Origin of the sequence: Methylobacterium nigriterrae (assembly GCF_037106235.1) — a bacterium.
Classification (GTDB): Bacteria; Pseudomonadota; Alphaproteobacteria; order Rhizobiales; family Beijerinckiaceae; genus Methylobacterium; species Methylobacterium nigriterrae.
Window position 1 is genome coordinate 1 of the sequence record NZ_JBAWTG010000977.1, and the last position, 261, is coordinate 261.

Annotated in this window: 1 protein-coding gene; it reads right to left on the reverse strand. The window is 70.9% G+C overall.

From position 1 onward, the window contains the following. A partial coding sequence (locus tag WDW90_RS39930; RefSeq protein ID WP_336493094.1) for a hypothetical protein occupies positions 1 to 187 on the reverse strand: 187 nt, incomplete at its 3' end. Positions 188 to 261 lie beyond the last annotated feature (74 nt).

Consider the following 261-nt stretch of genomic DNA (forward strand, 5'->3'; position numbering starts at 1 on the left):
GAGGCGGTGAGGGACTTGCGGGGATAGGCCGCCGCTCCCCGCGAGGGGCACGGCGTCCCCGGCTCTCCAGGATGCGCCGGTACTGTCGCTCCGCATCGCGCTGGCGCCCCGCCCGGTGATGATCCGCGGCCTTGCGCAGGATCTTCTCGGTCAGCGCCCGGTCGATGAAATCGTTCGTGGCCGCCACGAATTCCGCGTCGATGCCGGCCCCGCATCCGCCTTCGACGCAAGGGCGTGAATTTCGCCGACCGGCCTCCGGAT